This is a genomic window from Labilibaculum sp. K2S (genome assembly GCF_030372765.1).
GTDB lineage: Bacteria > Bacteroidota > Bacteroidia > Bacteroidales > Marinifilaceae > Labilibaculum.
The window spans coordinates 204,201-227,881 of sequence record NZ_JAUCMW010000005.1; the positions used below are offsets into that span (position 1 = coordinate 204,201).

The 23,681-nt window shown below is 38.3% G+C and carries 11 protein-coding genes; all 11 read left to right on the forward strand.

Annotated features, from left to right (window positions below; genetic code table 11):
- Nucleotides 1-205: 205 nt before the first annotated feature.
- The 11 genes from QUH73_RS09170 (at nucleotide 206) to QUH73_RS09220 (ending at nucleotide 23,646) form a co-directional block, all read left to right on the forward strand.
- Nucleotides 206-2,641: a sugar-binding domain-containing protein gene (locus QUH73_RS09170; RefSeq protein ID WP_289530141.1), complete on the forward strand. Its 2,436-nt coding sequence runs from the start codon at nucleotides 206-208 to the stop codon at nucleotides 2,639-2,641.
- A gap of 24 nt (nucleotides 2,642-2,665) precedes the next feature.
- Nucleotides 2,666-4,651: a glycoside hydrolase family 97 protein gene (locus QUH73_RS09175; RefSeq protein WP_289530142.1), complete on the forward strand. Its 1,986-nt coding sequence runs from the start codon at nucleotides 2,666-2,668 to the stop codon at nucleotides 4,649-4,651.
- Between the two features lie 109 nt (nucleotides 4,652-4,760).
- Complete coding sequence (locus QUH73_RS09180) at nucleotides 4,761-6,839, forward strand: alpha-L-fucosidase (protein WP_289530143.1); 2,079 nt, start codon at nucleotides 4,761-4,763, stop codon at nucleotides 6,837-6,839.
- 150 nt (nucleotides 6,840-6,989) lie between these two features.
- On the forward strand, nucleotides 6,990-8,663 hold the full coding sequence (locus tag QUH73_RS09185) for a GH35 family beta-galactosidase (protein ID WP_289530144.1): 1,674 nt from the start codon (nucleotides 6,990-6,992) through the stop codon (nucleotides 8,661-8,663).
- 108 nt (nucleotides 8,664-8,771) lie between these two features.
- Nucleotides 8,772-10,973, forward strand: a complete 2,202-nt coding sequence (locus QUH73_RS09190) for a glycoside hydrolase family 3 C-terminal domain-containing protein (RefSeq protein WP_289530145.1) — start codon at nucleotides 8,772-8,774, stop codon at nucleotides 10,971-10,973.
- A gap of 27 nt (nucleotides 10,974-11,000) precedes the next feature.
- Nucleotides 11,001-12,572 carry a glycoside hydrolase family 43 protein gene (locus QUH73_RS09195; RefSeq protein ID WP_289530146.1) on the forward strand — a complete coding sequence of 524 codons (1,572 nt, stop codon included), beginning with the start codon at nucleotides 11,001-11,003 and terminating at the stop codon, nucleotides 12,570-12,572.
- Nucleotides 12,573-12,676: 104 nt separating this feature from the next.
- Nucleotides 12,677-14,476 carry a glycoside hydrolase family 2 protein gene (locus QUH73_RS09200; RefSeq protein WP_289530147.1) on the forward strand — a complete coding sequence of 600 codons (1,800 nt, stop codon included), beginning with the start codon at nucleotides 12,677-12,679 and terminating at the stop codon, nucleotides 14,474-14,476.
- A complete protein-coding gene (locus QUH73_RS09205; protein ID WP_289530148.1) occupies nucleotides 14,473-15,417 on the forward strand; it encodes an alpha/beta hydrolase in 945 nt (314 codons plus the stop codon). The genes QUH73_RS09200 and QUH73_RS09205 overlap by 4 nt, the downstream gene beginning before the upstream one ends.
- 282 nt (nucleotides 15,418-15,699) lie before the next feature.
- Nucleotides 15,700-18,054, forward strand: a complete 2,355-nt coding sequence (locus QUH73_RS09210) for a PDZ domain-containing protein (protein ID WP_289530149.1) — start codon at nucleotides 15,700-15,702, stop codon at nucleotides 18,052-18,054.
- A 198-nt stretch (nucleotides 18,055-18,252) separates the two neighbouring features.
- Nucleotides 18,253-21,516: a glycoside hydrolase family 2 TIM barrel-domain containing protein gene (locus QUH73_RS09215; protein ID WP_289530150.1), complete on the forward strand. Its 3,264-nt coding sequence runs from the start codon at nucleotides 18,253-18,255 to the stop codon at nucleotides 21,514-21,516.
- Between the two features lie 15 nt (nucleotides 21,517-21,531).
- A complete protein-coding gene (locus QUH73_RS09220; protein ID WP_289530151.1) occupies nucleotides 21,532-23,646 on the forward strand; it encodes a beta-galactosidase in 2,115 nt (704 codons plus the stop codon).
- Nucleotides 23,647-23,681 lie beyond the last annotated feature (35 nt).

Consider the following 23,681-nt stretch of genomic DNA (forward strand, 5'->3'; position numbering starts at 1 on the left):
GTTAATCTGAAATATTAAAATTCAGCTAATCTGATTAGTTATTCTTTGGCTACACTTTGGAAAGGGAAACATTCAAGGGTTCTTTTATGAATTAAACCACTCTTGATCTAAGCATTTACAAATAAGGAACTTTTTATTAGTGTTGTAAATGAAGGTAAATTGGAAGTGCGAAAATTAATGATGAAATAAATATAAACGTAACAAAATGTATAGCTTAAATTCATACAAAGAAAATTATTTTGCAAAACAAATAGTATGGGTAATCATACTATTTATAAGCTCTATTTCAGGCTATTCACAAAATGGCGTGGCGAGAAAACAATTATTCGACTATAATTGGAAATTCTTTTTAGGCGATGCTTCTGAAGCCATAACAAATGATTTCAATGATGATAGCTGGCGTAAACTCGATTTACCTCACGATTGGAGCATCGAAGGAAAAGTAAATCCAAAAAATCCGATAAAAGGAGCTGGAGGATATTTTCCTGCGGGTATTGGCTGGTATCGGAAAACCTTTCAGGCACCCGATGCGTGGAAAACTGAGAAAATAGCTATTTATTTTGAAGGTGTTTATATGAATTCCGAAGTCTTTATCAATGGTAAATCGCTGGGTATTCATCCTTATGGCTACACATCGTTCAGCTACGACCTTACATCTTATCTGAATTTCGGAAAAGAGAACATTATTGCTGTGCGTGTAGACAACTCACAGCAGGTAAATAGCCGTTGGTACAGTGGTTCCGGAATCTATCGCCATGTTTGGATGATGGTAACCAATCCGGTGCATGTAGCACATTGGGGTGCAGCCATTTCTACTCCAGTAGTGTCTACCAAAAAGGCAACCGTACTGGTGAAAGTGATGGTGAAAAACGAAACTTCATCAATACAGAGTATTCTTGTTAAAACTATTCTTTGGAATAAAAGTTCTAAAAATGCAGGAAAAGGTCAGGTACAAATTGAGATTCCTGCCAATAGCGAAAAGGAAATCAGTCAAACCATAAACATATCAAATCCTTTGCTTTGGACGCCTGAAACCCCCAATTTATATCAGGCTCAGATTCAAGTATTAAAAGATAAAAAAGTGCTTGATGATACCAAAACCGATTTTGGTATCCGTTCCATAAAATTTACTGCCGAAAACGGATTTCAATTGAATGGAAAAACAGTGAAAATAAACGGCGGTTGCGTTCATCACGAAAATGGTTGCATAGGCTCTGCTGCTTTTGACCGTGCCGAAGAACGTAAAGTCGAATTACTTAAAGCAGGTGGATTCAATGCTGTCAGGACTTCGCACAATCCACCTTCCGAAGCATTTCTGGATGCTTGCGATAGATTAGGTTTGTTGGTAATGGACGAATCTTTCGATTGCTGGAAAGTAGGAAAAAACAATAACGATTATTCAAAGTATTTCAACCTATGGTGGCAACGCGATTTGGATGCTATGGTATTGCGCGATCGCAATCATCCATCCATTTTCATGTGGAGTATAGGTAACGAAATACCTGAAAGAGGTGATCATTCTGCCATTGAAACTTCCAAAATGCTCTTAAATGCGATAAAGAAAATGGATAACATCCGCCCCATAACATCCGCCATTGTGAATAATGGTAAGGATTGGTCAAAATTTGATACACTTATGGCAGTACATGATGTTGCGGGATATAATTACAACCTGTGGAGTGCACCGGATGATCATAAAAGAGTCCCTTCACGTATCATAGTTCACACCGAATCCTACCCGAAAAATGCTTTTAATAATTGGAAATTGGTGCAAGAAAATAATTACGTTATTGGCGATTTTGTTTGGACAGCAATAGATTATCTCGGCGAAGCAGGTCTTGGTAGAACTTATTATTCTGGTGAAACACCTGGCGAAAACTGGGATAACGATATGTTTCCCATTCATGCTGCCTATTGTGGCGATATTGATTTGATTGGTTGGAGAAAACCGATTTCGCATTACCGGAGCATGTTGTACAACAACAACGAAAAACTCTACATGGCAGTTCGTGAGCCTGAACCGGAACCTTTGGAAATCAAAACAACCTGGTGGTCGGTATGGCCAACGTGGGAAAGTTGGACATGGCCGGGTTTTGAAGGTCGGAATATCGATGTTGAAGTTTATTCCAAATATCCAAAAGTTAGGTTATACTTGAACAACAAATTGGTTGGTGAACAGGCAACGACCCGCGATCAGCAGTTTAAAGCAATATTTTCAGTTCCTTATTCATCTGGACAGCTTAAAGCAGTTGGGGTTGAAAATGATAAGGAAATGGAATCAACCATTCTGCAAACTTCGGGTGATGCTGCAAAAATAAAACTTACAGCCGACCGAAAAGAGATACTGGCCAATGGACAGGACTTATCATACATAACTGTTGAAATAACTGATAAGGATGGAATAATCCAACCGAATGCAGCAAATCGTTTGAATTTCAAAATTGATGGACCCGGTGTAATTGCGGGAGTAGATAATGCAAACATCAAAGATTGCGACCAATATGTGGGAGATTCACGTAAAGCATGGAAGGGCCGTGCTTTAGTTGTGATAAAGAGCACACATGATGTCGGCGATATTAAACTAATGGTTGCCTCGCCCGGGTTAGCAGAAACAGTAATAATTATCAAAACGATTAAATAGTATTTTTAATATACCATGTATCATATGAATAGATTATTCTTATACCTAGCCGTTCTTATGTTTCTATCAACAAGTGTTGGTATTGCTGAGGTAATCCATGTAAAGTCTCCCAACGGGAAAATTGACATGGCTTTGGAAAGTGGTGCGAAACTTTCATGGTCTGTAAAACATGAAAATACAGAAGTTATTGCTCCTTCCACTATTTCATTGACACTTGGTAGCGGGGGCGTTCTAGGAAATAATGTAAAAATTATTAGTTCTAAAAACTCAAAAGTAAACAGCTCTTTTGCCACACCCTTTTATAAAAAGAAATCGGTGATTGATGAGTACAATCAGGTTATAGTAAACTTTAAGGGTGATTTCGGTTTGATTTTAAGAGCCTATAACGATGGTGTAGCTTACCGTTTTTTCACCAGTAAGAAGGGACAAATCATTGTTGAATCAGAGGAAGCCAATTTTAACTTCAGTACAGATCATAAAGCCTTTGTTCCCTATGTGCGGGATCTAAGGGAAAACGATATGTATTCATCTGCTTTCGAAGCTATGTATGATGACATTCCGCTATCAAAATTTGTAAAAGATTCACTGGCTATTTCTCCGCTTCTTATCGATTTAGGAAATGGAAAAAAAGCGGCTATTGTGGAGGCCGAATTGGTGGATTATCCAGGCATGTACTTAACTCGGAATAATCAATCACAGCCAGGCTTGAAGGGTGTATTTGCCCATTTCCCGAAGGAAGAACGTTTGGGTGGTTATAATAAAATGAACTTTATGGTGGCGAAAAGGGAATCTTATATCGCAAAAACAAGCGGTACCCGTGATTTCCCATGGAGAGCAATTATAATAAGTGAGAGCGATAAAGATCTGTTGAATAATGATATGGTTCAAAAGCTTTCTACACCTTCGCAAATTGCTGATGTAAGCTGGATAAAACCTGGAAAAGTAGCTTGGGATTGGTGGAATGACTGGAATATATCAAAGGTTGATTTTAAAGCCGGTATTAATACGGAAACCTATAAATATTATATTGATTTTGCTTCCCAAAACCATATTGAGTATGTAGTGTTGGATGAAGGCTGGAGTGAAGATACCGATATGCTGAAAATTTCGCCGAGTATGAACATTGAAGAACTCATCAGCTATGGAAAACAGAAAAATGTCGGTATCATTCTTTGGGCCTCCTGGTATGCTATAAATCAGGTTATGGATAATGCTTTTTCTCACTATTCAGAAATGGGAGTGAAGGGCTTTAAAATCGATTTCATTGATCGTGATGACCAAAAAATGGTAAAATCAATTTATGACATTGCAAAGAAAGCAGCATCATATAAACTATTTATTGATTTCCACGGTATGTATAAACCCACCGGTATACAGCGAACCTACCCGAATGTTGTTAATTTTGAAGGGGTTAAAGGACTAGAGAACGCCAAATGGACACCCGATGATGATATGCCACGCTATGAAACCAGTATCCCCTTTATCAGAATGCTAGCCGGACCTATGGATTATACACCGGGGGCAATGCGTAATGCCACAAGAGCAGACTTTCGTCCAAGTAATTCCATGCCGATGAGTCAGGGAACAAGATGTCATCAATTGGGCATGTATGTTATTTTTGAAGCGCCGTTGCAAATGATGGCTGATAGTCCTACAGCATATCTGAAAGAGCAGGAAAGTACCAACTTTATTTCTCAGATTCCTACCACTTTTGATGAAACTATAGCTCTGGATGGAAAAGTTGGAGAATACGTTGCTATTGCCAGGCGAAAGAATGATAAATGGTTTGTAGGTGGTTTAACTAATTGGACGGCAAGAGACATGACGATAGACTTGTCTTTTCTGGGCGAGGGAACCTACTCCGCCGAAATTTTTAAAGATGGAATTAACGCGGCGAAAGATGCCACCGACTATAAACGCGAAATAGTGAAAGTTGCAAATGGCGAAAAGCTAACAGTTAATATGGCTAATGGTGGTGGCTTTGCAATTATCATTAGCACTGAAAAATAATTATAACTGTATGTTGTTATCCTTACGGCAAAGCTCCACTGTGGTTTTCACCTAAGGTCTTTTACAAAGAGTATTAAACATTATTTAATATTAAACAAACTAAGATATTATGCGGGACAAATTCTTTTTGGGTGTCATATTCACCTTTGTTTTAACAGCAACATCATGCGTAAAAACGAAGGTACCTGCAGCATGCGGCCCAACACCATCAGAGAACCAAATGAGAGTGCAGGAAATGGAAAGCTATGCTTTTGTACATTTTTCACTCAATACGTACACAGATCAGTCTTGGGGGTTTGGAAATGAAGATGTTAATCTTTTTAATCCAGAGAAATCGGATTGTCGCCAATGGGCTCGTATTTGCAAGGAAGCAGGGCTGAAAGGTGTAATTATTACAGCAAAGCATCACTGTGGTTTTTGCTTATGGCCTTCAAAATACACAGAGTATTCGGTGAAAAATGCACCATGGAAAGATGGCAACGGCGATATGATCCGCGAAATGGCCGATGCTTGTAAAGAGTATGGTTTGAAATTGGGCATCTATTTGTCACCATGGGATAGAAACAGTGCAGATTACGGAAAACCTGAATATATTACCTATTTCAGAAACCAGTTGACAGAGCTTCTTACCAATTATGGTGAAATTTTCGAAGTGTGGTTTGATGGAGCTAATGGTGGAGACGGTTACTACGGTGGAGCTAACGAAACTCGTAAAATTGACCGTACAACTTATTACGATTGGAAGAATACGTATGCGCTAATTCATAAGTTACAGCCCAACTGTGTGATTTGGAACGATGGCGGTGATCGTGGCGACCTTCGTTGGGTAGGTACCGAAGAAGGTTCTGTGGGCGAAACCAACTGGAGTCTCTTGAACGCAACGGGTGATGTTCCATGGAACAATTTACATTTTGGTCTCGAAACCGGTAATGCCTGGGTTCTTGCCGAAGTAAATACGTCTATCCGTCCGGAGTGGTTTTACCATCCGAACGAAGATAACAAAGTAAAGACCGTTCCTCAATTGATGGATCTTTACTATCACTCTATCGGGCGTAACGGCACCTTGTTGCTTAACTTCCCTATTATGCCAAACGGTTTAATTCACCCAACCGACGAAAAGAATGCAATTGAATTTGGCCAGGCGGTGAAGGAATCTTTTGCTGTCAACTTGGCTCAAAAAGCAAAGGCTGAAGCGTCTAATATTCGCGGGAACGAGAAAGATTTTGGTGCAGCAAAAGCAATCGATGATGATAAAGACACTTATTGGGCGACTGATGATAGCGTGAACATAGCTTCATTGACCATTGATCTGGGCAAACCAACCTTGTTTAATCGTTTTCTGGTACAGGAATACATTCGTTTAGGACAACGTGTGAAGGCTTTCTCAGTTGAAGCTCTAGTGGACGGAAACTGGAAAGAAATAGCGAGAGCAACTACTATCGGTTACAAACGTATTCTTCGTTTCCCGGCAGTGAATGCAACTCAGGTACGTTTCAATGTTATCGACTCAAAATGCAGTCCTATCATTTCTAGTATTGGAATTTATGATGCACCGGTTTTCCTAAATGCACCTGCTATTGTCCGAAATCAATCAGGTAAAGTGTCTATTAACACAAATGATATTGGTCCCATCTTTTATTATACATTAGATGGTAGTGAACCAACTGCAAATTCAATTAAATATACAGGTCCTTTTGCAGCAGATGGGAAAGTGGTTGTAAAAGCGATATCCTACGATCCGACTTTGCGTAAAAGCAGCCCTGTAGGTGAGGAAAAATTCGGTATTTCAAAGAATAACTGGAAATTGGTAGGGATAAGCGATGATAAAGCTACAGCACTACTTGACGGAGATCCATCCAGTGTTTGGCATCAGAGAGACCTGAAAATGCCAATTGATCTAGTGATTGACCTTGGCAGTAATAATAGTGTTTGTGGTTTCAAATACTTGCCCGATCAGAATAAATGGAGTTCGGGTATCATAACTACCTATCAGTTCTTTGTTTCGACCAATAATATAAACTGGAAATTGGTAAGTGAAGGCGAATTTTCAAACATCAAAAACAATCCCTTGATGCAAATCAAATCTTTTGCACCAGTAAAAGCTCGTTACATTAAGTTGCGTGCATTGAAAAATACGTATGGTGATGACGTTGCTGGATATGCCGAAGTAGATGTAATTACAGAATAATGAATAAAATCGGTTATTCCCCGGCTCTTGAGTTAGGGAATAACTGATTAATCAGAAGAATTGAGATGTTGGCAACAACCCAATTCCATTACAAATCAAGCATTCAACAAGTCGTAAATTTTGTTGAAATCATTTAGAAAGATTTATTTTATGAAGAAATTACTTCTACTTACTTCCTTATTTTTTACAGCCATACTATTCAACAATTTAAAAGCTCAGGAATTACCACAATTGAAAAAAGAGGGAAATATAACCAGATTGTATGTTGATGGTAAGCCATTTGTGATGGTTGCAGGAGAGTTGCATAATTCTTCATCTTCCAACTTAACTTATTTAGCACCCATTTTTCCAAAATTAAAAGAAATGGGACTTAATACAGTGATAGCATCTATTGCATGGGAACAGTTCGAACCACGGGAGGGTAAATTTGATTATACACTTATTGATGGGATTATATCCCAAGCTCGCGAAAATAATCTGAAACTTTGTATTTTATGGTTTGCCAGCTGGAAAAATGGACTTTCCACTTATACGCCACTTTGGGTAAAAAAGGATTCAAAACGTTTTTTTAAATTAAAGCAAAGCGATGGGAGCACTGGCGAAGTAATCTCCTCTTTTTGCAAGGAAGCGCAGATGGCAGATGCCAAGGCTTATGTGCAATTAATGAAACGAATTAAGGAAGTTGACAAAGACCATACTGTTGTAATGATGCAGCCTGAAAACGAGGTTGGAGCATTCCAGGATATGGACTACAATAAACAAGCACTTGACTTATTTAAGTCTCCTGTTCCGGAAACCTTAATTCGGTATTTGCAAAAAAACACGAATAATTTGAGCCCAGAAATGAAATCTGTTTGGCAAAAAAATGGAAGCAAAACTAAAGGCACATGGTCTGAAGTATTTGCTGATAACATGAAAAGTGCACAAAACTTTTTTATGACTTGGCAATATGCTTCGTATATAAATGAAATATGTCGCTTAGGTAAAAAAGAGCTAAATCTTCCAATGTTTGTAAATGCCTGGTTGGTTCAAAATCCAACTGATTTGCCTGGTACATATCCAAACGGAGGACCTGTATCCAGAGCAATGGATGTTTACAAAGCCGCTGCATCTGATATCGATTTCTGTGCGCCTGATATTTACGTACCTACCTTTAAAGAAGTATTGTCAATGTATCATCGTGCAGATAATCCAATTTTCATTCCCGAAAGTACTATAGATCAGGCTCGTGCTTTTTATGCATACGCAGAACATGATGCGATGTGTTTTTCTCCATTTGGAATCGAAGATGCTTATACCAATTTACCTTATCGTCAAGCAATTTCTGTAATAAATGAATTAATGCCCTATATTAAAAAATATCAAGGTACTGGTAAAATGCGGGGTTTTATGCGCACAAAAGAAAGTACCAGAGACACACTAACATTTGGAGACGATAAAGTGTATGTGGAATATGATAAATGGAATACTACAGGATATGGTTTGGTTATTCAAACTGCTCCGGATGAATATATAATAGCAGGTATTACAGCAAGAATAACATTTGGAAAGAAAGATCCATCAAGAAAGATTCGCTTAGGACATGTGTTTGATGGAAAGTTTGAAGGAGAAAAATGGGTGCCTTTCCGTATGCTTAATGGTGATGAAACTTGGCAGCATGACTGTGTGCTGGTAACAGGACGTAAAGCCATAGTTGCACAAACTGTAGACGGACAAATTGTTCCTCCTCAGCCAGGGCCAGACCAGCCAGTACAAGAGTCTGCTAAGACTACAGAGGTTCAAACTCCTGCAGTTTATAAAGTGACTACTTATGAGATGAAATAAAAACAGTCTGCGAATAAAGTTAATTGAAAGACACTAACTCAGCTATCTATTTTGTCATAAATAAACGGAATAGTAGTTTGAGAAATAGAAAGAAAAGAATACAATATCATGGAAAAAAGAAAAATTAGCGTTTTAGTATTACTATTTACGCTGTTGTCTGTTCACGGATGGGCACAAGGGCCTGTCTATTTAGATGTAAATAAACCTATAGAAGCTCGTATAAAGGATGCTTTGTCACGAATGACATTAGAAGAAAAAGTGGCACTTTGCCATGCTCAGTCAAAATTCAGTTCAAAAGGAGTTCCCCGTCTGGGAATTCCAGATGTATGGTCTGCCGATGGGTCGCATGGTGTGAGCGATGAGAAATTATGGGATGAATGGAGTGGGGCACAATGGACTAATGACTCTTGCACCGCTTTTCCTGCATTAACCTGTCTTGCGGCAACATTCAATCCCGAGATATCATTGCTTTACGGTAAATCTATTGGAGAAGAAGCCCGATACCGAAACAAAACCATGTTGTTAGGACCAGGAGTCAATATTTATCGTACACCACTCAATGGTCGGAATTTTGAATATATGGGTGAAGATCCTTTTTTGGCTTCACGCATGGTGGTTCCATACATTCAGGGTGTACAGTCTAATGGAGTTGCTGCGTGCGTAAAGCACTTTGCATTGAACAATCAGGAAATTTCCCGTGGCGAAATTAATGTGAATGTTAGTGACCGGGCGTTGCACGAGATTTATCTTCCGGCCTTTAAAGCTGCCGTTCAGGAAGGGAAAGTGTGGTCAATCATGGGCGCATATAACAAAATACGGGGTGAGCATTGCTGTCACAGCGACTTCTTATTGAATAAAATCCTGAAAAATGATTGGAAGTTTGATGGCGTGGTGGTCAGTGACTGGGGCGGTGTACACAGTACCGATGAAGCTGTTAATGGTGGACTTGATATTGAGATGGGTACATATACCAATGGATTGACAACACAAGGTCATTTCCCTTTTTCTAGCTATTATTTGGCCGATCCGTTCTTGAACGGAATTAAATCGGGGAAATACGAGATGTCGAAACTTGATGATAAAGCGGGCCGAATCCTGCGGATGATTTTTCGCACTACCATGTGTGCCAATCGTCCTTTCGGTCGGTTTGTATCACCTGAACATAATTTAGTGGCTCGAAAAATAGCAGATGAAGGTATTGTCCTTCTAAAAAATAACAAACAGTTTTTACCCATTCCTAAAGGTAAATACACAAGGATTGCTGTGATAGGCGAAAATGCTACACGTAGTCTGATTGTTGGTGGAGGTTCCACGTCGCTGAAAGCTGCTTATGAAGTTTCACCATTACAGGGATTAAGGAGTAAATACGGTGAAAATCATATTGTTTACAGCATGGGATATGCTTCAGGTCGGTCGCTATATGGAGCAGAAGAACCCTCTAAATTAAATATAGACTCATTGCAAAACGCAGCAGTTGAGGTTGCCCGTCAGGCCGATGTGGTACTTTTTGTTGGTGGGTTGAATAAAAATTATTTTCAGGATTGTGAAAGTGGTGACCGTAAATCTCTTAGTTTGCCATTCGGACAAGACAAATTAATTGAAGCCATACAGAAAGTCAATAAAAATGTTGCCGTAGTTTTATTAAGCGGAAATGCGGTTTTGATGCCTTGGTTAGATAAAGTACCAGCTGTTGTGCAAGGATGGTATCTTGGCTCTGAGGCCGGAAATGCTTTGGCAGATATTATTTCTGGCGACGTAAACCCTTCAGGGAAACTCCCTATTTCATTTCCTAAAAAACTTGAAGATGTTGGGGCACATGCCTTTGATAAACTCTGTTATCCAGGCGACAGTGTCAACGTGTATTACAAAGAAGATATTTTAGTAGGATACCGTTGGTACGATACTAAAAATATTCCAGTCCTTTTCCCATTCGGATATGGATTGAGTTATACAACATTTCAATATGGAAAACCTACAGTTTCTTCAAAATCAATTACAACAGCCGATTCATTAGTTGTGACAATTCCAGTAAAAAATACAGGAAAAGTTGCGGGAAAGGAAGTAGTTCAACTGTATGTTAATGATGAAAAGTCAAGTTTGCCACGCCCAGTTAAAGAACTAAAAGGATTTGAGAAAATTTCTTTACAGCCGGGAGAGGAAAAAACGGTAAGTTTTACTTTAACAAAAAAGGATCTTTCTTATTATAATGACAAAAAAAAGGAATGGATTGCAGAACCGGGTCATTTCAAAATTATGATTGGAGCTTCGGCAACCGATATCAAAGGTACAGTTAACTTTCTTTTGAAATAGAACATTATAATTGATTAAAAAAACAATATGAAAAAAATAATTTTTCTTTTAGTTTGCATTTTAGGTTTTTCTCACTACTCAAATGCTCAAGGATATAAAAATCCTGTTATTTCTGGTTTTCATCCAGATCCAAGTGTGTGTAGGGTGGGTGATGATTTTTATTTGGTAACTAGTAGTTTTGAATATTTCCCAGGGGTTCCGGTCTTTCATAGTAAAGATTTGATAAACTGGGAAAAGATTGGACACTGTCTGACTCGTCCTTCCCAATTAAAATTAGATAAATGTCCACCTTCTGCGGGTATTTATGCACCGACACTTCGTTATCATAAGGGGCTTTTTTATATGGTTACTACAAATGTATCTAGTGGAAATTTTTATGTATATACAGATAATCCTGCAGGGGAATGGTCTGAACCTATTTTTGTAGAACAGGGAGGTATTGATCCAACATTGTATTTTGAAGATGGAAAATGTTACTTTATATCAAATGGCAAAGGCATCACCATTTCTGAAATAGATATTAAAACAGGAAAAAAATTTACTGAAGGCAGAATTGTATGGAATGGTACAGGAGGACGTTATCCGGAAGCACCGCATATTTATAAAAAAGACGGATGGTATTATTTACTCATTTCTGAAGGAGGTACCGAATATGGACATAAAATGACGATTGCACGTAGCAAAAATATCTATGGACCTTATAATTCGAATCCTGCCAATCCGATTTTTACCCATATAAATGAAAATGCACAAAGCAATCCAATTCAAGGTACAGGGCATGGCGATTTTATTCAGGCTCATGACGGTTCGTGGTGGATAGTATTCTTGGGCTTTCGTCCACAAAGCTTACTACATCACGTATTGGGGCGTGAAACATTTTTAGCTCCGGTAAGATGGGATGCAAATGCTTGGCCTGTGATCAATGGTAACGGTACTGTTAGTATAGATATGAAGGTACCTACTTTACCTTTACAACCTGTAAAGCAACATGATCTCTCTACCGATTTTGATGAAGCAAAGTTAGGTGTTGATTGGAACTATCTTCGAAATCCATATATGAAGAATTATTCTCTTACAGAGAAGAAAGGTTCTTTGAGGTTGAAAGCCAGCCCGGTTTCTTTGGATGATAATGATTCCCCTACTTTTGTAGGACGCAGACAGGAGCATATTGATTTTTCGGCTACCACTGTTCTGTCCTTAAATGATGCGAAGGAAGGTGACGAAGCAGGAATGACAATTCTGTACACGAGTCAAGCGCATTATGACATCTTTTTAAAAAAATCGGAAAAAGGCAAACGTAAACTGGTAGTACGTTATCATATGGGAGTGCTGAACCACATCGCTTACGAGAAGGAAATATCAGATGATAAAATCTATTTGAAAGTGAAAGGAGATAAGGACTTTTATTCGTTTTATTATTCTCTGGATGGTGAAAAATTTAATTTTTTAAACAAGATAAACGTATGGTATCTGAGTTCTGAAACCAATGGCGGTTTCACGGGAGTTTATATTGGATTATATGCCACATCCCAAAGTAAAAATACTAAAGCTTATGCTGATTTTGATAAGTTTATGTACAAACCCGGAAATTTAGATTAATGTAGGTTTGATGGTGTTTTGCTTGTAGTGCTTTATACTATACACAGGTTTATGTGATATGAAACTTAAAGGTAGCAGGTAAAATTAAATAAATACGATGTGAAATGAATGTTTTTAAAGATAATTTATTTAGGGGTTCGGTTATTGTTCTGTTTTGGTTATTGAATATGGCAGGAAGTTCACATGCCCAAACGGCCATGGTTAATGATCAATCCCGGCATTTGATAAGTTTGAATGGGAAATGGAATGTGATGGTAGATCAGGGAAATGTTGGGGGATGGAAAAAATTTTGGATAGAACCAAAATTACAGAAGAAGACCGACTTTTTTGAATATTCATTTGACGGTGCACCGGAATTGAATGTGCCGGGCGACTTCAATTCGCAGATGTGCGAACTCTCTTTTTATGAAGGCTCTGTTTGGTACAGAAAACTGTTCAATGTTGCCCAAAAGAAAGATAAGCGACTTTTCCTTTATTTTGGTGCTGTTAATTATATCGCAGATGTGTATTTGAATGGTGAAAAACTCGGAAGCCACGAAGGTGGTTTCACTCCTTTTCAATTCGAGATTACAGGTAAAGTTAAAGACGGCAGTAATTCATTAATCGTAAATGTAGATAACCGCCGTTTAGAGAATGGACTTCCGGGTTATGGTTATGACTGGTTAAATTATGGAGGTATCACACGTGATGTTAGTATTATTGAAACAGCCAATACATACATTGAAGACTATTTTATACAATTAGAAAAAGGTAGCCTAAATGATGTGCTGGGCTGGATTCAACTCAATGGTGGGCAAGCTGAGCAAAAGATTAAAGTAAAAATACCCGAACTAAATATCGTTTATAAAAGCCAAACCAATAACAGTGGTTTTGCTAGAGTAGAATTTTCGTCGCGTTTCAAACTCTGGTCGCCAGAAAGCCCTAAGCTTTACAATGTAATTGTTGAAAGTGAAACCGATACGATTGTGGACGAAATAGGCTTCCGAACCCTTGATGTACAGGGGGATAAGGTCTTGTTGAATAGAAAGCCAATTTTTCTGAAAGGTGTAAATATCCACGAAGAAAACCCAATGAAAAAAGCCAGAGCCTATTCATTGGACGATGCCAAACTATTACTGAATTCAGCAAAAGAATTGGGCTGCAACCTTGTTCGATTGGCACACTATCCACATAACGAATACATGATAAAGGAAGCAGAAAAAATGGGATTAATGATATGGAGCGAACTTCCCATCTATCAGAATATTCAATTTGCGGATAGTCTGGTTCCTAAAAAAATGGAGACAATGTTGAGAGAGATGATTCGCAGAGATAAAAACCGTTGTGGAGTTGCTATCTGGAGTCTTTCGAACGAAACTTATTCGAGTACTCCAAACAGGAATAAAGCACTTATTAATTTGACTAAAATTTGCAAAGCAATAGATTCGACCAGATTAGTGTCTCATGTTATAAATACACAAGGCTATACTAATAACTCATTCAATGTTTGGGACACTCTGTATAACTATTCAGATTTAATTGCCATTAACCAATATATAGGTTGGTATATTCCTTGGCAAGGAAAACCTTCGGAAGTGAAATGGAAAGTTAATTTCCCTGATAAACCAGTATTTATCTCTGAATTTGGAGGCGAGGCATTATATGGAAACAAAGATGTTCCAACTGACGAAGCCTCTTCTTGGTCCGAAGAATACCAGGAACAGATTTATAAGAATCAAGTAGAAATGTTTGGTACGATTCCTAATTTATGCGGAGTTTGTCCCTGGATTTTATTCGATTATAAATCTTTAGGACGAATGCATCCGGTGAATCAGAAAGGGTTCAACCGAAAGGGCTTATTATCCGATAAAGGAGAAAAGAAGAAGGCGTGGTATATTATGAACGAATATTATAAAAGAAAATGAGAATTTTATATGTCAAATATACAATATTAGCGTTAATAGCTTTAATCACCACTTTCGGTAATCTTACAGGTCAAAATAAAGTTATTGATCTTTGGAATGGTAAAGTACCGGGTGCCATTTACAATAGCAGTTTTAAGCAGACAGTTGATTCTGCCGATAATTGGATTAAGATGAGGTTTGTCACCGATCCTACCCTCGACATGTATCCTGCTCCTGCTGAAAAGGCAACAGGTACAGCCGTAATCATTTGCCCGGGTGGTGGTTATTGGGGGCTAGCCATTTCCCACGAAGGGGATCAAGTTGCCAAATGGTTGAATAGTTTAGGGATAACTGCTTTCGTGTTGAAATACCGATTGCCTGACAGTTTAATCATGGAAAATAAGTCCATTGGACCAATGCAGGATGGGCAAAGAGCCATCCGTATCGTCAGGCGTCATGCAAAAGAGTGGGGAATCAATCCGGATAAAATTGGTATTATGGGCTTCTCCGCGGGAGGTCATTTAGCATCCACTCTTTCCACTCATTTCAATGAAAAGGTGTATCAACCTATTGATTCAACCAGTGCCCGACCCAATTTTTCCTTGTTGATTTATCCTGTTATATCAATGAAAGAGGGCGTAACCCATTGGGGATCAAGAATGAATTTGCTTGGTGTAAATCCATCTTCTGAAAAGGTAGACCATTTTTCAAATGAGTTGCAGGTCAGCAGTGAAACACCTCCGGCCTTTTTGGTTCAATCAATAGATGATTATGCTGTTCCGGTACAGAATAGTATTGACTACACGTTGGCCATGCATAAGTTTAAAATTCCTTGCGAACTTCATCTTTATGAATCAGGTGGACATGGTTATGGACTTGGCCGGTCAAACGATACCGAATCTACCTGGCCGGAAGCTTGTTTCAAATGGCTTGAGGTAAGAGGTTTTTTAAAGATGAAATGAGCCATGATAAAGTCTTTCTCACACAGGAGAATGACTTTGGGGCGAGTTCCATGTGGCCATTAAAAGAAAAATTATAGACACATGAAATGATTAATTAAAGTTCCAGAAAATCAAGATGACACTATAAAATACCTTTCAAATTGTAATAGTTCTCAATAGTCGATGTGAATAAAAATGCTTTCATTTTATTAATATCAATAGCTGAAAGGTAATGAATTGCATGGGGTGAGATGTTCTTGAGTGTACGATGAAAATATGTGATTACCTATATTAATAATGAATATGATTCAAAAAATTATTATTGCAATAGCTTTCTTTTTGCCATCAGGTTTGTTTGCACAAACAAACTTTTACGTTTCTCCAAAAGGAAACGATGCAAACAAAGGTACTCAAGCAAAACCCTTTGCTTCAATAAGTAAAGCGGTTGAGGAAGTTCGTAATACAACAGGTAAAGTTGAAATTAAACTTATGGAAGGAACTTATTACCTGAAAAAACCTATTGTGTTTACTTCTAAGGATTCTCGAAAGGATGATAACTCTCTTGAGATTGTAAATTATAATAATCAGAAAGTAACTATAAGTGGAAGTGCTGTTTTGAATTTAAAGTGGAACGAATACAAAAAGGGCATATGGCAGGCAAAAGTAAAACAAGAGCTTATTTTTGATGAGCTATTTGTCAACGGACAATTGCAACATATGGCCAGATACCCAAATTACGATTCTTCTGCTCAATACTATGGAGGAACAGCTGCAGATGCTGTTTCAATAGAACGGGCTAGCCTGTGGAAATCCCCTGCAGGAGGCTATGTACACGCTTTACATTCTTCGCAGTGGGGAGATTATCATTATCTCATTACAGGAAAAGATGAAAAAGGCGAATTAACTCTTGAAGGAGGCTGGCAAAACAACCGGCAAATGGGAATGCACAACAAATATCGTTTTGTTGAAAACGTTTTTGAAGAATTGGATACCATCAATGAGTGGTTTTATGATAAGAAAGCCGAAGTATTGTATTTCTATCCTCCAAAAGACTTAGATATTAAAAAAGCAAAATTTGAAACACCACAAATAACTCATTTATTTGAGTTCAAAGGATCTGAAAGTGACCCAGTAAAAAATATTTCGGTGAATGGGCTTACACTTACACAAACTCTGCGCACATTTATGTATAATAAAGAGCCATTGCTACGCAGTGATTGGACTATCTATCGTGGAGGAGCAGTGCTTTTCAATGGTGCTGTAAATTGTGATTTAATAAACTGTACATTGACTAATCTAGGTGGAAACGCTGTATTTTTCAATAATTATAATCGCCATTGTGAGGTGTCTAGCTGTTTGATTTCAGAAATCGGAGCCAGTGCATTTTGCTTTGTGGGAGATCCGAATGCGGTACGTTCCCCTAGTTTTCAATACTACCAGTACGTTCCGTTGGATAAAATGGATCGTACCCCTGGATCAAAAACAAACAATTTTCCGGCAGAATGTAAGGTATATGATAACCTGATGTTCAATTTAGGTGTAGTGGAAAAGCAGTCGGCTGGCGTGCAGTTATCCATGTGTCAAAGTATTACCGTGAGCCATAATACCATTTACGATATTCCCAGAGCAGGTATCAATGTAAATGAAGGTACATGGGGAGGGCATACCATAGAATACAACGATATTTTTAATACCGTTAAAGAAACCGGAGATCATGGCTCATTCAATTCCTGGGGGCGCGACAGATTCTGGCATTTTGATAAAACGCGTCTAGATTCAATTGTAGAAAACGACTTTGAACTTACCATGCTTGATGTAGTAAAGCCCATAGTTATACAGAACAATAGAATGAGATGTGATCATGGATGGGACATTGATTTGGATGACGGATCCAGCAATTACATCATCCGTAATAATTTATGCCTAAATGGAGGTATTAAACTTAGAGAAGGTGTGAATAGAGTGGTTGAAAACAATATTCTTGTCAATAACACTTTTCATCCACATGTATGGTTCAAAAATAGTAATGATGTGTTTAAGCATAATATTGTTTTTAAAGGCTATGCGCCAATTCGCATAGATGTTTGGGGTAAGGAAACAGATTATAATATTTTTCCAGATTTAAATTCCTTAAAAGAGGCACAAGCTAGGGGGACGGATCAACATTCGGTATATGGTGGATTTGATTTTATAGATCCTCAAGGAGGTGATTTTCGATTAAAAGATGGTTCGGTAGCATTTTCTGTGGGGTTCAAAAATTTTCCGATGGATAGTTTTGGTGTTGTTTCTAAAAGATTAAAGGATTTTGCCAATAAAGTCACCATTCCTGAAGTCACTGTGCTTGAAAAGAGCAATGAAGACGAGGTAATAGATTTCTTAGGAGCCAAGGTTAAAAACCTCACCACCCTTGGTGAACGTTCGGCAACTGGGATGGACGATACCAAAGGAGTGCTGGTATTGGAAGTAGTAAAAACTTCTGAATCAGCTAAGTTTTTACAGGTTAATGACGTGATTCTTTCTTTTAACAATAAACAAATAAATAGGTTAAGCGATTTATTCGAAGCATACAAGTCACATCGAGGTTCGAAAATCAGAGTGGTACTTTTTCGAAATCAGAAAGAAGATAAAATTTGGGTTGAATTAGAGGGTGACAAGTAAATTCATGCACGATTATGATACTAGATTGGAAACATTAGAGTAGGATTTATATAATAGTTATAAATAGTTTTGTAGGCTTCTTTTGTTTTCATCAAATCAAGAAATTGATAAGAGCAGATGATTGTCGCATTAGTTAATTCGAATTATTATTTTTTTATCTGGGAAAAAATATAAAAACTATAAAAACTTCATGTAGGTATGAATGCAAAATTATTTTCTATTCTGGGTTTTGTTTTAGCCCTCTCATTTTCTTCTTTATTTGCGCAACAACACGATTGGGAGAATGAACAAGTAATTGGTATCAACAAGGAATCGTCGCATAGCGTATATATCCCATATGCAACTATTGATCAGGCTTTGGCTGATTACGCCGACGAATCGCCTTTTTATCAATGTTTAAATGGATCATGGAAGTTTAACTGGGTGAAATCACCGGATATGCGTCCGGTTGACTTTTATCAACCAAATTTCAATGTAAGTTACTGGGACGATATCGAAGTGCCATCAAACTGGCAAATGAAAGGGTACGGAAAACCCATTTATACGAATATTACTTATCCTTTTGCAAAGAAGCCGCCTTACGTGATGTCTGCGGCTTATAATGGTTGGACCAATAGCGAATTACCTAATCCTGTGGGTTCGTATCGACGCAATTTTGTTGTGCCCGATAATTGGAACGGACACGAGGTTTACCTGCATTTTGCCGGAGTGCAATCGGCCATGTATCTATGGGTAAATGGTAAAAAAGTAGGTTACAGTCAAGGAAGTATGACTCCGGCCGAATTCAATATAACTTCTTATCTCAAGAAAGGTGATAATATGCTGGCTGTTGAGGTGTATCAATGGAACGATGGCAGCTATTTAGAAGATCAGGACTTTTGGCGTTTGAGTGGCATTTTTCGCGATGTGTTTTTATACGCCACTCCTAAATTACAGGTCAGCGATTTTTTTGTACAGTCTGACTTGAATGATGATTTTACTTCGGCAACACTTAAATCAGATATTTCATTTGCCAATAATGGATACAAAGGAGCTGTTTCTCTTGAAGGATATTTATTAAAAGATCAACAAACCTACCAAGGGGAGAAACCTGTTTTTACCAAGCAACTTTCTGCTTCCAGCATAGGTAAAAAAGGTTCGAAACTGACTTTTGAAACTTCAGTTGATCATCCCGATTTATGGTCAGCCGAAATTCCGAATCTGTATCAAATGGTGTTTGTGCTGAAAAATGCATCTGGCGAAACACTCGAAGTTGTTACAACTCCTTTTGGTTTTCGTAAAATAGAAATCAAAGATTCACAACTTTGGGTAAACGGAAAAAGCGTGCTGCTTAAAGGCGTGAATCGACACGATCTTGATCCGGTTAACGGACGCTACATTACTTACGAAAGTATGTTACAGGATATTAAATTGTTCAAACAGTTTAATATTAATACCGTACGTACCTGTCATTATCCCAATCATCCCGATTTTTATAAATTATGCGATCGCTATGGTATTTATATGGTAAGTGAAGCCAATTTGGAATCACATGGTATGGGTTTCGAAAAGGAGGGATTAGGTCATTTTGTTAGCTGGCAAAAAGCAGAAGTTAACCGAGTTGTGTCGATGGTGGAAGCATTTAAAAACCATCCGGCAATCATTATCTGGTCGCTGGGCAACGAAGCTGGTACGGGTATTAACTTTGAAGCCTGTCGTAAAGCAGCACTGAATTTAGATTCATCACGCCCTATTCATTATCAGGGTTACAATGAGGTGGCAGACATTGAATCAACCATGTATCCAAGTGTGGGGTCGCTTGATGCAACCGGAGCCAAGGATGATCCTAAACCATTTTTTGCCTGTGAATATGCCCATGCTATGGGAAATGCTGTAGGTAATCTTCAGGAGTATTGGGATGTAATTGAAAATCACAAACGATTGATAGGTGGTTGCATCTGGGATTGGGTAGATCAGGGACTACAAAAAGAGGTGCCCGGAAAATCTGGAGAATACTTTTTTGCCTATGGTGGAGATTATGGCGACCGTCCTACCGATTGGAACTTTTGTGTTAATGGTTTAACAACACCCGACCGTACCGTTACACCTAAGATGGAAGAAGTAAAAAAAGTGTACCAGTACATTGGTATTGCACCTCAGGATATTCTTAACGGTAAAGTCATTATTAAAAATAAATATCAATTTGTCAATCTTGATAAATTTGATCTATGCTGGGAGCTGAGCTGTGATGGAAGTGTTATTGAGGCCGGAAACATGCCTGCTCTACATCTTGAACCCGGGCAATCGGCCGATGTGACGGTTTCTTTCACAAAACCACAATTAAAAGCTGGAGGTGAATATTTCCTGAAAGTTACTTTTAAACTACGTACGGATGAGATATGGGCATCACGTGGATATGTAGTGGCATGGGAACAAATGGCAGTGCCTTTCATTGTGCCGGCCGTTAAACCTGTTCATCCTCAAACATTATCCTCACTTTCTTATAATGAATATCAGGACTGGATATTCGTTTCCGGAAAAGCATTCAATCTGAAATTTAATAAACGTGTAGGAACGATTACTGACCTCGATTATTTTGGTACAGCTGTGTTGCAAACCAATCCGGAAGCTATTTACGGTGTTAAACCTGATACAAAAATGCTTTACAAAGATACGTTGAACAATGCGCAAGTGGCAGGGACAATGCTTAATGTTTTCCGTGCACCAGTAGATAATGATTATATGTTCGGTGGTGGATATGGACCGAAATGGCGCGACGCTGCCTTGTATGATATGCAACCTAAGGTGAAAAGTATAACTCTAAACAAACAAAGTGACGCTTTGGAGATTGATGTTATGATTGAATCGAAATCACCCAAAGGCTACACCGTTGGTCAGCATACTATCTGGAAAATATACGGAAATGGGTTTGTTGATGTGACCACAGATTTCGATCCGGACAAGTTAGACTACCCATTGGCAAAATTAGGATTCCTAATGCAGATGCCTGAAGGGTTTGAAAACGTTACATTTTATGGAGCAGGACCTCACGAAAATTACAGAGATCGCTTGCACTCGGCAGCCATTGGCCGTTACGAATTATCAGTTGATAACATGTTTGTGCCTTATTTGCGTACTCAGGATTGTGGCAATCGGTCAAATGTGCGTTGGTTTACCGTAAGCAATCACAATGGAGTTGGAATGATGGTAACTACCGATAATTTGATGAATTTCAGTGCACTTCATTATACTCCGCTCGATTTGGAAAAAGCAAACCACCCCTACGAATTAATACGCAGGAAAGAAACAATCCTGACTGTTGATATGCAGCATTGCGGATTAGGTGGAGGAAGTTGTGGCCCCGGACCAATGGAAAAATATCAGCTGAAAACAGAAAAAGCAACTTTTAGTTTTTCTATCCGCCCATACCTTGGGAACATGGGTAATATGGAAGATGTTTCAAAAATGAAACTCGGCAATTAAAAAAAAGTGAAAAATATGGATAAACAAAAATGGAATAGAATAAAGGTGCTCTCAATAGTATTCATCCTGTCGATGATGATGACAGGATTAAAGGCACAAACACAGGATGCCAATAGGTTTTTTTCTGAAAAGGATCTGATATCAACCGGAATTTATTATTATCCTGAACATTGGAACGAAAACCAATGGGAAAGGGATATTAAGAAGATTTCTGATATGGGCTATGAATTTGTCCATTTGGCAGAGTTTGCGTGGTATAAATTGGAGCCAGAAGAGGGGACGTACGACTTTAAATGGCTTGATAAAGTGGTCGATTTGTGTATAAAGAATAACCTAAAGGTAATTATGTGTACACCTTCAGCAACAAGTCCTACGTGGATGCGCGTTAATTACCCGGAAACCTTTATTGAAAATAGCCACTATATTCGTGCCGAGAACGGAACACGTGGTTTAAATTCTGTTACAAATGCAAAATACTGTGATTTGGTTGAAAAAGTTGTAGCTAAATTGGGGGAGCATTATGGTAAAAATAAGTATGTAATAGGTTGGCAAATAGATAATGAGCCACCTGCTATTGCCGATTATAGTCCTTCGTCGCAAGCTGCTTTTAGGTTATGGTTAAAAGATAAATATAAAACAGTTGATGCATTAAACAGTGCATGGGGAACCGCTTTTTGGAGTCAATGGTTTGATAGTTTTGAGCAAGTTATTATTCCTAATACTGATTTAGTTGGTTGGTGGGGAAATAACCCACATGCTCTTTTGGATGTTAAGAGGTTTCTTTCAGATGGTCAAGCTGAGATGCTTGATCTTCAGGCAATAACTTTGAGAAAGTACATTTCAGATAGTCAGTATATTACTACAAATTATACTGCTGTTTCTACAGGAGCCGATCCGCGTCGAACCAAACATCTTGATTTTGCAGCATACACGGCTTATCCTAATGGCGGTAGCGACAATCTAGGTGAACTGGGTTATCGTTTGGGAAATAGCAAAGCTATTCTTTTTGCAGCTGAGTATTATAAGTCTGTTGGTGGAGTTTCCGGTGTTATGGAAATTCAACCCGGTCCGGTAAATTGGGGATGGTATAATCCTTTGCTTTTACCAGGTACAGTTCGTATGTGGTTGTATCACACATTTGCAGCAGGAGGTAAAATCGCCTGCTCATACAGATTTCGGCAAATCAATTATAGTTCAGAGCAGTATCACTCAGGCATCATGAAACCTGATGGAGTAACTGCTTCGCAAGGAGGAGAAGAATACATGCAATTTATGAAGGATATAAAAACACTTCGTAAAGCCTACAAAGCAAACCAGAAGATGCCTGAGGAACTAGCAAAGAAATCAACTGCTATACTTTGGAATTTGGAAAACTATTGGGCTATTGATCGTCAGAAACTAACCTATCAGTGGGATACATGGAATTACCCGATTAAGTTTATAGAAATGACAAAATCTTTAGGGGCACCTACAGATGTTATTTCAGAAGAGACTGATTTTTCAAAGTATAAGGTTTTAATAGCTCCAGCATATGATTTAGTTGATTCTGCTTTGGTGAAAAGATGGAAAAACTATGTAGTCAATGGAGGCCACTTAATTTTAACTTGCCGCACTGCCACTCGAAATCGCGACGGACATATTTGGGAAGGAGATTGGGCTGCGCCTTTATCAGATTTAATTGGGGCAAAGGTGGAGGCTACCGATATGTTATCTAATTATGCGAAAAAAGGAGATGTTTTAATGAATTCAGCTCATTATAGTTGGGATAGTTGGGGCGACTTGCTAAATCCTGATAAAAACACAGAAGTACTAGCTGCGTATGATAACCATTTTTACAAAGGCAAGGCTGCTGTTGTGAAAAATAAAATAGGTAAAGGTACTGTGACATACATTGGAGTTGTTACAGACGATTCTAAACTTGAAAAGGATATTCTACGCAATACTTATGAAGGAACTGGAGCAACTACCCAAAACTATCCTGAAGGTGTTTATGTGTATTGGCGAGATGGTTTCAATATTGCAGTAAACTATTCTTCAGATGATTATAAAATGGATATTCCGGAATCAGCTAAGATTCTAATTGGTGAAAAGAAATTGAAACCTGCTGGTGTATTGGTATGGAGTGAGTAGTTGAGATTATAACACTTAATTGAATAATGATTTAA

What these genes read in the sequence shown, in the direction of transcription:
- QUH73_RS09170 (WP_289530141.1), top strand. Translation starts at nt 206, where the DNA reads ATGTATAGCTTAAATTCATACAAAGAAAATTATTTTGCAAAACAAATA.
- QUH73_RS09175 (WP_289530142.1), top strand. Translation starts at nt 2,666, where the DNA reads ATGAATAGATTATTCTTATACCTAGCCGTTCTTATGTTTCTATCAACA.
- QUH73_RS09180 (WP_289530143.1), top strand. Translation starts at nt 4,761, where the DNA reads ATGCGGGACAAATTCTTTTTGGGTGTCATATTCACCTTTGTTTTAACA.
- QUH73_RS09185 (WP_289530144.1), top strand. Translation starts at nt 6,990, where the DNA reads ATGAAGAAATTACTTCTACTTACTTCCTTATTTTTTACAGCCATACTA.
- QUH73_RS09190 (WP_289530145.1), top strand. Translation starts at nt 8,772, where the DNA reads ATGGAAAAAAGAAAAATTAGCGTTTTAGTATTACTATTTACGCTGTTG.
- QUH73_RS09195 (WP_289530146.1), top strand. Translation starts at nt 11,001, where the DNA reads ATGAAAAAAATAATTTTTCTTTTAGTTTGCATTTTAGGTTTTTCTCAC.
- QUH73_RS09200 (WP_289530147.1), top strand. Translation starts at nt 12,677, where the DNA reads ATGAATGTTTTTAAAGATAATTTATTTAGGGGTTCGGTTATTGTTCTG.
- QUH73_RS09205 (WP_289530148.1), top strand. Translation starts at nt 14,473, where the DNA reads ATGAGAATTTTATATGTCAAATATACAATATTAGCGTTAATAGCTTTA.
- QUH73_RS09210 (WP_289530149.1), top strand. Translation starts at nt 15,700, where the DNA reads ATGATTCAAAAAATTATTATTGCAATAGCTTTCTTTTTGCCATCAGGT.
- QUH73_RS09215 (WP_289530150.1), top strand. Translation starts at nt 18,253, where the DNA reads ATGAATGCAAAATTATTTTCTATTCTGGGTTTTGTTTTAGCCCTCTCA.
- QUH73_RS09220 (WP_289530151.1), top strand. Translation starts at nt 21,532, where the DNA reads ATGGATAAACAAAAATGGAATAGAATAAAGGTGCTCTCAATAGTATTC.